The organism is Phenylobacterium sp. (assembly GCF_036723115.1).
GTDB lineage: Bacteria > Pseudomonadota > Alphaproteobacteria > Caulobacterales > Caulobacteraceae > Phenylobacterium.
On the sequence record NZ_DAIMHV010000097.1, the window covers coordinates 1 to 10,645 of the forward strand.

10 protein-coding genes are annotated in these 10,645 nt (G+C 69.7%); 2 read left to right on the plus strand and 8 right to left on the minus strand.

The genetic code is table 11. From position 1 onward, the window contains the following. Window positions 1-455, plus strand: a 455-nt coding sequence (locus tag V7D28_RS10630) for a 3-deoxy-D-manno-octulosonic acid transferase (RefSeq protein WP_333587362.1), incomplete at its 5' end; no start/stop codon positions are given. Continuing rightward, complete coding sequence (gene lpxK / locus V7D28_RS10635; protein ID WP_333587363.1) at window positions 452-1,480, plus strand: tetraacyldisaccharide 4'-kinase; 1,029 nt, start codon at window positions 452-454, stop codon at window positions 1,478-1,480. The genes V7D28_RS10630 and lpxK, both read left to right, overlap by 4 nt. Before the next feature lie 37 nt (window positions 1,481-1,517). Here lpxK and V7D28_RS10640 read toward each other — a convergent pair whose 3' ends face one another. From V7D28_RS10640 to V7D28_RS10675, 8 genes are all read right to left on the minus strand, one after another. Next, a complete protein-coding gene (locus V7D28_RS10640) occupies window positions 1,518-2,588 on the minus strand; it encodes a phosphotransferase (RefSeq protein WP_333587364.1) in 1,071 nt (356 codons plus the stop codon). 111 nt (window positions 2,589-2,699) lie between these two features. Continuing rightward, complete coding sequence (gene purD / locus V7D28_RS10645) at window positions 2,700-3,977, minus strand: phosphoribosylamine--glycine ligase (protein WP_333587365.1); 1,278 nt, start codon at window positions 3,975-3,977, stop codon at window positions 2,700-2,702. Window positions 3,978-4,008: 31 nt separating this feature from the next. Next, window positions 4,009-4,701: a phosphate regulon transcriptional regulator PhoB gene (gene phoB / locus V7D28_RS10650; RefSeq protein WP_333587366.1), complete on the minus strand. Its 693-nt coding sequence runs from the start codon at window positions 4,699-4,701 to the stop codon at window positions 4,009-4,011. A gap of 15 nt (window positions 4,702-4,716) precedes the next feature. After that, complete coding sequence (gene phoU, locus V7D28_RS10655; protein WP_333587367.1) at window positions 4,717-5,412, minus strand: phosphate signaling complex protein PhoU; 696 nt, start codon at window positions 5,410-5,412, stop codon at window positions 4,717-4,719. Between the two features lie 20 nt (window positions 5,413-5,432). Continuing rightward, entirely contained in the window at window positions 5,433-6,251 is an 819-nt protein-coding gene (gene pstB / locus V7D28_RS10660; protein WP_333587370.1) for a phosphate ABC transporter ATP-binding protein PstB, read from the minus strand. 35 nt (window positions 6,252-6,286) lie between these two features. Next, window positions 6,287-7,588, minus strand: a complete 1,302-nt coding sequence (pstA, locus tag V7D28_RS10665) for a phosphate ABC transporter permease PstA (protein ID WP_333587368.1) — start codon at window positions 7,586-7,588, stop codon at window positions 6,287-6,289. Further along, complete coding sequence (gene pstC / locus V7D28_RS10670) at window positions 7,581-9,023, minus strand: phosphate ABC transporter permease subunit PstC (protein WP_333587369.1); 1,443 nt, start codon at window positions 9,021-9,023, stop codon at window positions 7,581-7,583. Before pstC ends, pstA begins: the two co-directional genes overlap by 8 nt. Before the next feature lie 108 nt (window positions 9,024-9,131). Continuing rightward, complete coding sequence (locus tag V7D28_RS10675) at window positions 9,132-10,565, minus strand: ATP-binding protein (protein WP_442957928.1); 1,434 nt, start codon at window positions 10,563-10,565, stop codon at window positions 9,132-9,134. Window positions 10,566-10,645 lie beyond the last annotated feature (80 nt).

Consider the following 10,645-nt stretch of genomic DNA (forward strand, 5'->3'; position numbering starts at 1 on the left):
CTGGGGCGGCGGGGGGCGAGGCCGCCCGCGCGGCCGGCCTGCCGGTGGGGCGGCGGGCGCTTGGCCAGGCGCCGGGCGCGGTCTATGTGGCCGACACCCTGGGAGAGCTTGGCCTCTTCTTCCGGCTGGCCGACGCCGTGGTCCTGGGGGGCGGGTTCGCCCCCGGGGTGGGCGGCCACAATCCCCTGGAGCCGGCCAGGCTGGGGCGTTGCGTGATCACCGGACCGGCGGTGTTCAACGCCCAGTCCCTCTATGATCAGCTTTTCGAGGCCTGCGCCGTCCTCTTCGCCCGGGACGGGGCGGACCTGGCGCGCCACATGGCCGGCCTGCTGGACAACCCCGTGATCGCCCGCCGGATGGGCGAGGCCGCCCAGGCCGTGGCCCGACGGGGGGACGCCGCCCTGGACCGGGCGCTGGAGCACATCTGGCCCCTGCTGCCGGAGGTCGCGCCTTGAAGCTCTCGACGCCTCGCTGGTGGTATGTGCGGCACGGCGCGCCGGCCCCCTTGACGCGGACCCTGCTGCGGCCGGCCTCCTGGCTGTGGGCCGGCGTCACGGCGCGCAAGATCGCCCGGGCGAAGCCGGAAGCCGCGCCCGTGCCGGTGATCTGCGTAGGCAATCTGACCATGGGGGGGACCGGCAAGACCCCGGTGGTCGCCGAACTGCTGCGCCGGCTGAACAGCCAGGGCCTCGCCGCCCACGGCCTGTCGCGGGGCTATGGCGGCCGTCTGACCGGCCCGCTGGAAGTGGACAGGGCCGCCCATACCGCCGCCGATGTGGGGGATGAGCCCCTGATGCTGGCGCAGGGCGCGCGCATCTGGATATCCCGCGACCGACCCGCCGGCGCCCGGGCCGCCGCCGCGGCGGGCGCACGCGCCGTGGTCATGGACGACGGCCATCAGAACCCGGCCCTGCGGAAGGATCTCTCCCTGGTGGTGGTGGACGGGGAGACGCGGAACGGCGACTGGCCCTTCGGCGACGGCGCGGTCTTTCCCGCCGGGCCCATGCGCGAGCCGCTGAAGGCCGGTCTGGCGCGGGCCGACGCCGTGGTGCTGATGCTGCCGGCCGATCTGGACGCGCCGGACCCTGAGCTGCTGGCCCTCCTGGCGCCGACCCCGGTGCTGATCGCCCGGCTGGTCCCCGCCGCCCCGCCGCCCGGCGGCCCGCAGGTGGGCTTCGCCGGGGTGGGCAAGCCCTGGAAGGTGGAGAAGGCCCTGCAGGCGGCGGGCTGCCAGCTGGCCGACTTCGCTCCCCTGCCCGACCATTTCGCCTATGACGAGGCCACCCTGCTCCGTCTGCAGCGGCGGGCGGAGGACTTCGGCGCAGGCCTTGTCACCACCGAGAAGGACTGGGTGCGCCTGCCCGCAGAGTGGCGCGGGCGCGTGGCGGCCTGGCCCGTGCGGGCGGCCTTCGAAGACGAAAAGGCCCTGGACGAGATCCTCGCCAGGGCCCTTCCGCAGCTTGTCAGGGGAGGCCACTAGGCCCCGGCCTCTTAGCCCCCGCCTGCTGGGCCCCCGCCTACTGGGCCCCGGCTTTTTGGGCGAAGGACCAGCCGGCCTTGGCCAGCAGCGGCACGCGTTCGGCCATGGCCGCGGCCTGGGGGCTGTTGGCGGTGCCGTCGCGCACCCGTCCGACAATCCCCTGGATGATGCCGGCCAGGCGGAAGATGTTGTAGGCGAAGTACCAGTTCAGGTCCGGCACCCCGTCCCGGCCGGTGAGCCGGCAGTATTCGGCCACATACTCCTCAATGGTGGGCACGCCGTGGGCCGGCAGGTCGGCGATGTTGGCGATGGAGCCGTTCACCCAGTTCATCAGCAGATAGGTGAAGTCGGCCAGGGGCTCGCCCAGGGTCGACAGCTCCCAGTCCAACACGGCGATCACCCGCGGCTCGGTGGGATGCAGCACCATGTTGTCCAGGCGGTAGTCCCCGTGGACGATGGTGGTGCGGTCCTGGGCCGGCACGGTCTGGGGCAGCCACTCGATCAGCCGCTCCATCTCCTCGAGCTTCACCGTCTCCGAGGCCCGGTACTGCTTGGTCCAGCGGTCCACCTGACGGCCCATATAGTTGCCGGGCTTGCCATAGTCGGACAGGCCGATGGCCTCGTGGTCGGTGTTGTGCAGGTCGGCCAGGGTCTTGAGCTTGGCCATGTAGATGGGCCGGCGCTGTTCTGGCGTGTACTGCGGCAGCTGCTGGTCCCAGAGGATCCGGCCCTCCACCATGTCCATGACGTAGAACATGGTGCCGATGACGGAGTCGTCAGCGCACAGGCCATAGCTGCGCGCCACGGGGAAGCCGGTGGGATAGAGGGCGCTGATGACCTTGTATTCCCGGTCCACCGCATGGGCGGAGGGCAGCAGCTTGCCCGGCGGTTTGCGCCGCATGACGTACTTCTTGCCCGGCGTGACGAGCTGGTAGGTGGGGTTGGACTGGCCGCCCTTGAACTGCCGGACCTCCAGCGGGCCTTCGAAGCCCTCCACATGGGCCTGCATCCATTCGGCGAGGCGCGCCTCATCGAACCTGTGGGACTCGGCCACGGGCTTGGTGCCGGTGTTGAGCTGTTCCCGCTCCTGCTCGGCGGCGTCGACCATGGCGCTTCCCTCTTAACTCGTCTGATCCAGGCGTGCGTTTCGTACGCTTGTTTGAACCACCTTACCGAGGCGCGACGACTCGCCGCAAGCCGTTCGGCGCTCAGGGCGTCTTCAGTCCTGCCGGGCCAGGGCGCGCCAGCCGATGTCGCGGCGATAGAAGCCGCCGGGAAGGGTGATCTGCGACAGGGCCGCATAGGCGCGCTCCCGCGCCTCCACCAGTCCGTTCCCGCGCGCGCAGACGTTGAGCACGCGGCCGCCTGAGGCCCGCAGAACCCCCTCGGCGTCCCGCGTCGTGCCCGCATGGAAGACCTGCGCCCCTTCGCCGAACGGGCCTTCGGCGCCGGTGATGGCCGCGCCGGTGACGGGCTTGTCCGGATAGCCTTCGGCGGCCAGAACCACGCAGACGGCGGACTCATCGCGCCAGACCGGCGGCGGCAGGTCGGCCAGAGTCCCCGTGGCGCAGGCGACCAGATAGGGCAGCAGGTCGCTCTCCAGCCGCAGCATCAGGACCTGGCACTCCGGGTCGCCGAAGCGGACGTTGAACTCAACCAGCTTGGGCCCCTCGGCGGTGGCCATGAACTCCACGAAGAGGGCGCCGCGATAGGGCGAGCCTTCCTGGGCGATGGCGGCGAAGGCCGGAGCGGCCAGACGGGCGCGCACCTGTTCCACCAGTTCGTCGGTGAAGAGCGGCGCGGGCGAATAGGTCCCCATGCCGCCGGTATTGGGGCCTTGCTCGCCGTCATATGCCCGCTTGTGGTCCTGGGCGTGGCCGAAGACGATGGCGTGGGTCCCGTCGCAGAGCGCGAAGAGCGAGCCGATCTCGCCCTCCAGAAACTCCTCGATCACCACCCGCGCGCCCGCCGCGCCGAAGCGGCCACCCAGGGTGTCGTCGATGGCGGCCTCAGCCTCGGCTCGCGTCTGGGCGATGGTGACGCCCTTGCCGGCGGCCAGGCCGTCGGCCTTGATGACATAGGGCGGTTGAAAGCCGTCCAGGGCGGCCTTGGCCGCCTCGGCGGTGTCGCAGACCACATACGCCCCTGTGGGCAGGCCGTGGCGCGCGCAGAAGGCCTTGGTGAAGGCCTTGGAGGATTCCAGCTGACCGGCCGCCCGGCTGGGGCCGAAACAGGGCACGCCCGCGGCGGCCAGGGCGTCGGCGAGGCCGGCCTCCACGGCAGATTCCGGACCGATCACCACCAGGTCGGCGGCGATCTCCTGGGCCAGCGCCACCAGGGCCGGCACATCGGTGACCTTCATCGCCGCGAGTTCGCCGTGGGCGGCCATGCCGGGATTGCCCGGGGCGATCACCAGGCGGCGGAGCAGGGGCGACTGGGCGATCTTCCAGGCCAGGGCGTGTTCGCGACCGCCGGAGCCGACGAGCAGTATGTTCATGGGCGGGCTTTGCCGCGCCCGCTCCGAAGGGTCAACCCGCCTCGACGTCGAGGGAATAGCCGGCCGAGCGCACCGTGCGAATCGGGTCGGGGGCCGAGTCGCGGTTCAGGGCCTTGCGCAGGCGACCCACATGGACGTCCACCGTGCGAGCCTCCACATAGACGTCCGAACCCCAGACAGCGTCCAGCAGCTGTTCGCGGGAGAAGACCCGCCCTGGATGCTGCATCAGATAGTCCAGCAGGCGGAATTCGGTGGGACCCAGGTGGATTTCCTTGCCCGCCCGCTTCACCCGGTGGGCGACGCGATCGATCACCAGATCGCCGATGCGCACCCGGTCCTCGGCCAGGCCCGGCCGCAGGCGGCGCAGGACGGCGCGGATGCGGGCCGACAGCTCGGACATGGAGAAGGGCTTGACGATGTAATCGTCGGCCCCGGTGTCCAGGCCCCGGATACGGTCGGTCTCCTCGCCGCGGGCCGTCAGCATGATGATCGGGATGTTGCGGGTCTCGGTGCGCGCGCGCAGGCGGCGGCAGACCTCGATGCCCGACACCTTGGGCAGCATCCAGTCCAGCAGGATCAGGTCGGGGAGCTTCTCATCGACCATGACCAGGGCCTCTTCGCCATCGGCGGCCACCGCCACGGCATAGCCCTCTTTCTCGAGGTTGTAGTTCAGCAGGGTCGAGAGGGAGTCTTCGTCCTCGGCCACCAGGATGTTGGGCGTCATAGGCTGCGCTCCGGGCTACCTTTGCAGGGCGTCGGTCTTGGGACGGTCGGAGGGGACCATCTCCTCGCCGGTGATTTCGTAGCGGATGATCTCGGCGATGTTGGTCGCGTGGTCGCCGATCCGCTCCAGATTCTTGGCCACGAACAGCAGATGGGCGCAGGCGGTGATCGTGCGCGGATCGCCCATCATGTAGGTCAGCAGCTCGCGGAAGAGGCTGTTGTAGTGCTCGTCCACCTCGTCGTCCCGGGACCAGACGCTCATGGCGCGGTCGAGGTCGGAGGCGGTGTAGGCGTCCAGCACCTCTTTCAGGCGCGCCAGCACCAGCCGGCCCATGCGCTCGATGGAGCGGGTCAGGGGCAGCATGGGGTCGGACTCGATGATCACGATGGTGCGCTTGGCGATGTTCTTGCCCAGGTCGCCCACCCGCTCCAGGTTGTTGGCGATCTTCATGGCCGCCACCGTGCGGCGCAGGTCGTTGGCCAGGGGCTGGCGCAGGGCGATCATGCGGATGGCCTTGCGCTCGATCTCGGCCTGAAGCACGTCGAGCCGCTCGTCGCGGGAGATGACCAGGTCGGCGGTCTGCTGGTCCCGGCGGACCACCGCCTCCAGGGCGTCGGCCACCGCCGCCTCGGTGAGCCCGCCCATCCGGGCGCACTCGGCGGTGAGCATGTTCAGCTCGTCCTCATAGGCCTTGACGATATGTTCGTTCATGGCGGCGCTCCCTCCCCGGCTCAGCCGAACCGGCCGGTGATATAGTCCTGCGTGCGTGTATCGCGCGGATTGGTGAACACCTCGTCGGTGGCGCCCGCCTCGATCAGCTTGCCCATGTGGAAGAAGGCCGTGCGCTGCGACACCCGCGCGGCCTGGGCCATGGAGTGGGTGACGATGACGATGCAGTACTGGCTGCGCAGGTCATCGATCAGTTCCTCGATCTTGGCCGTGGCGATGGGATCGAGGGCCGAGCAGGGCTCGTCCATCAGGATCACCTCGGGGCTCACCGCGATGGCCCGGGCGATGACCAGACGCTGCTGCTGACCGCCGGAGAGGCCGGTGCCCGGCTGATGCAGGCGATCGGACACCTCGTCCCACAGGCCCGCCCGCTTGAGCGAGCTTTCGACGATGTCGGCCAACTCGCTCTTGGAGGTGGCGAAGCCATGGATGCGCGGGCCGTAGGCGACGTTTTCGAAGATGCTCTTGGGGAAGGGGTTGGGCTTCTGGAAGACCATGCCCACCCGCGCCCGCAGCAGGACGGGGTCAACGCTGCGGTCGTTGATGTCCTCGCCGTCCAGCACGATCTCCCCGGTGACGCGGGCGCCCGGAATGGTGTCGTTCATCCGGTTGATGCTGCGCAGGAAGGTGGATTTGCCGCAGCCGGACGGTCCGATGAGGGCGGTGACCGCGCGATCGGGCATGTCCAGGGACACGTCGAACAGGGCCTGCTTGTCGCCGTAGAAGACGTTCACCCCGTGGGCGGCGACCTTGGCGGTGCGCGCCGAGGCCGCCGCGGAGGCGTGGGCCAGGGCGTCGTCGCGTTGGCGGTTCATCGGCATCCTCTGAATGGGAAGGTTCGTCGAACGCATGGGCTTTACCACCGGCGCTCGAAGCGGCGGCGCAGCAGCACGGCCGCCAGGTTCATGATCACCATGAAGACCAGCAGGACGATGATGGCCGCGGCGGTCCGCTCATGGAAGGCGCGCTCCGAGGCGTTCTCCCAGATGAAGATCTGCACCGGCAGGACGGTGGCCGCGCTGGTCAGGGTCTCGGGCACGCCCGGCACGAAGGACACCATGCCGATCATCAGCAGGGGCGCGGTCTCCCCCAGGGCGTGGGCGAGCGACAGGATGGTCCCGGTCATGATCCCCGGCAGGGCCAGCGGCAGCACGTGGTGGAAGACCGTCTGGGTGCGCGAGGCGCCCACCGCCAGGGCCGCCTCGCGGATCGAGGGCGGCACCGCCTTCAGGGCCGAGCGGGTGGCGATGATGATGGTCGGCAGGGACATGAGCGCCAGCACCAGCCCCCCCAGCAGGGGCGAGGAGCGCGGCACGGCCAGCACATTGATGAACACCGCAAGGCCCAGCAGGCCGTAGATGATGGAGGGCACGGCCGCGAGGTTGTTGATGTTCACCTCGATCAGGTCGGTCCAGCGGTTCTTGGGCGCGAACTCTTCCAGATAGGTGGCGGCCAGAACCCCGATGGGCGCCGCCAGCAGGGCGGTGACCAGCAGCATCATGGCCGAACCCACCACCGCGCCCAGGACGCCGGCCTGCTCCGGCTCGGTGGAGTCCGAGCGGCTGAGGAAGGTCCAGTTGAAGCCGCCCCGCACCAGGCCCTGGTCGCGCAGCTCGTCCAGCCAGTCCAACTGCCGGTCGTCCAGCAGGCGGCCGCCCAGCTCCGTGTCGCGGCTCATCTGGCCTTTGTAATAGAGGCTGGCGTTCGCCTTCATGGGGCCCTGCACCGTGATGGTCTGGCCCACCAGGCTGGGGTCTTCGCGCAGCCGGTCGAGGACCTGGAAGCCGAGATCGCTGGAGAGCAGAGCCATCATCCGCGATGAGGCTTCGCCATAGTCGTCGTCGGTCTCGCCCAGCACGGCCAGGGCCGATTCCGCCACCATGAGATTGAAGTTGGAGCCCGCCAGATCCGACACATCCACCCGGGCGGCGTCCACCTGCACCGGCAGGCTGATCCGATAGTCGGTGAAGGTGGAATAGCCCTGCAGGCCGATCCGCCCCAGGAGGACCACCAGGAAGGCGAGCGCCAGGAAGATGGCCGCCCGGCCATACCAGCGGAACCGGGCCTCGGCGCGATAGCGGCGCTTGAGCCGCGCCTCGGCCTCGGCGCGGACGCGGGCCTTGGCGGCCTGGGCGGGGGTGAGGGCCGCGTCAGTCATACTGTTCCCGGTACGTCTGGACGATGCGCAGGGCGACGATGTTCAGCGCAAGAGTGATGAGGAAGAGGGTCAGGCCAAGACCGAAGGCCGAGAGGGTCTTGGCGCTGTCGAATTCCTGGTCGCCGGTCAGCAGGGTGACGATCTGGACGGTGACGGTGGTCACCGTGTCCAGGGGATTGAAGGTGGCCCGCGCCTGCAGGCCGGCGGCCATGGTGACGATCATGGTCTCGCCGATGGCTCGCGACACCGCCAGCAGCAGGGCGCCCATGACGCCCGGCAGGGCGGCGGGCATGATCACCTTGGCGATCGTCTCCGACTTGGTGGCGCCCATGGCCAAAGAACCGTCGCGCAGGGACTGGGGCACGGCGTTGATGATGTCGTCCGACAGGGAGGAGACGAAGGGGATCAGCATGATCCCCATCACCGCGCCCGCCACCAGGGCCATCTGGTTCTGAACCTGCATCAGATAGAGGCCAAGATCGTGCAGGGGGCCGCCCACCAGCTGGGCGCCGATCCCGTTGAAAAAGCCCCGGAACAGCGGACCCACGGTCAGGGCGGCGAAGAAGCCGTAGACCACGGTGGGAATGCCGGCCAGCACCTCCAGCAGCGGCTTGACCACCGCCCGGGTGGTGCGCCCGGCATATTCCGACAGATAGATGGCGGCCATCAGGCCCACGGGCGCGGCCACCACCATGGCGATCATCATGATCAGGAAGGTGCCCATGAAGAGCGGCACCGCCCCGAACGCGCCCGATGAGGCCACCTGATCGGCGCGGATGGCGATCTGCGGGTCCCAGGTCAGGCCGAAGAGGAATTCGAACACCGGCACGGTCTGGAAGAAGCGCCAGCTTTCCCAGACCAGGGAGGCGACGATGCCCACCGTCGTCAGGATGGCGACGATGGAGCAGACCAGGAACAGCCCCGCCACCCAGCGCTCCACCTGGGGCCTGGCCGCGAACCGGCCGTCCAGGCGCCGCCAGGCGATGAGGCCGCCGGCCAGGGCCAGGGCCGCGGCGGCGGCGATCACGCCCATCCAGAGGGTGGCGTCCAGGCGCTCGGCCTGGGCGACCTTGGCCGCGAAGGCGTCGCCCAGTTCGCCGTCATAGGTGGTCTGGCTGACCTGACCGCTGCGCACTGTTCCCAGGACGTCGTTATAGAAGACGTCCTGGCCGCTGTCTGGCAGGGCGGCCACGGCGGCGGGATTGTCGGCGCGCAGAGCGGCCTCCTCCACCCGGCCGCCCAGCACGATGGCCAGCAGCAGCAGGATGGCCGCTGGCGCCGCCACCCACAGGGCCAGGAAGGCCCCATAATAGCCGGGCAGGGAATGCAGGGCGCGCGTCTGGCCGCCCACGGCGTCCAGAACCTTGCGGCGGCCGACCGAATAGGCCGCCAGGGCGAGAAGGACGAGCCCGGCCAGGGCGATCCAGATGAACATTCAGGCCTTCATCTTGCGGCGATGCGCGCGCGGCGATCGGGCCGGCGCCGGCAGGTCGCCCTTTCGGCGCGGAACCTGCCCGTCGATTGCTGATCGTCTATGACGAACTCACGACAGTTTCGTGACACCGCTCGACTTGTCGGCGCCGGCCAGGGCTTTGGCCTCGCCCGCCAAGGGGAAATAGGCCGTGAAGGTGGCGCCTCGGCCGGGCGCGCTCTCCACCACCAGCCCGCCTCTGTGACGGTTCATGATGTGCTTGACGATGGCCAGGCCGAGCCCCGTGCCCAGACGGTCGCCGCTCTTCTGGCCCTCCACGCGATAAAACCGCTCGGTAAGCCTGGGCAGGTGCTCCCGCGCCAGGCCCGGCCCGCTGTCGGAGACGCTGAGGGCGGCGTAGCGCTCCGGCCCATGGTCGGGCGTCAGCAGCGACATGCGCGCGGCCCCCTCCATCCGGGCCGCAGCGGCGGCCTCGGCGGTCAGCCCCGTGACCACCCGGACTCGCAGCGCGCCACCGGAGGGGGAGTACTTCAGAGCGTTGTCCACCAGGTTCTGAGCCACCTGGATCACCTGGTCCCGGTCGCCCACCGCCACGACGCTCTCGTCCGGAAGCTCGGCCTCCAGCGTCACGCCCCGGTCCCGGGCGATGGGCGTCAGCGCGTCGATGACGTCATGGACCGCGGTCGCCAGATCCACCTGGTCCTGCGGCGAGACATGTTCATTCAGCTCGATGCGGCTCAAGGACATCAGATCATCGATCAGCCGCGACATGCGCTCAGCCTGGGTCTGCATGATGCCCAGGAACTTTTCGCGCGCCCCCTCATCGGTGCGGGCGTGACCGCGCAGGGTCTCGATGAAGCCGGACAGCGAGGCGAGCGGGGTCCGCAGCTCGTGGCTGGCGTTGGCCAGGAAGTCCGCCCGCATCCGCTCCACCCGGCGGATGTCGGTCTCGTCGTGCAGGACCAGCAGGGCCAGGCGCCCGCCGTCCGCCCCCAAGCCCAAGGGTCGGGCATAGATGCGGAAGATCCGTTCCTGCGCTCCGCCGGTGTGGAAGATCGCCTCCCCGTCCAGACCGCCGAACAAGGCCTCGTCCACCGCCTCCAGCACATCAGGGTCGCGGATCGCCGTGACCAGCAGGCCCGGCTCGCGATGGATCTTCAGAACCTCCCGCGCGGCGATGTTGATCATGACGATACGCCGGCCGGTGAGATCGTCCGGCTCGAGCGCTGAGACCACCAGCACCGGGTCGGGCAGGGCGTTGATCACCGCCGTATAGGGCAGGGAGGGTTCGCCGGCGGCCACCTCGGCATGGGTGCCCGCCACCTCCGCCTCCAGCCTTGCAGCCTCCCGCCGGGCGCGGACCGCCTGGACCCCGGAAACCCCGCCGATAAGGGCGGCCATGAGCAGAAGCAGGAGGCCGTTCACCTCCCCCACGAGGCCGAGCAGCAGGACAGCCGCCACCCCCGCTGCCCCGGTGGTCAGCGCCGGTCCGGCGGCGAAACCACGACGGGACCTCAAGGGCAGGGCGGGCGGCGTCAGCGACACTCTCGAATCTCCGTTCGAGCCGATCATCCACCAAGCCGCACCTCTGTGTCACCGCCGTGACACGTCCGACAATTCTGAGA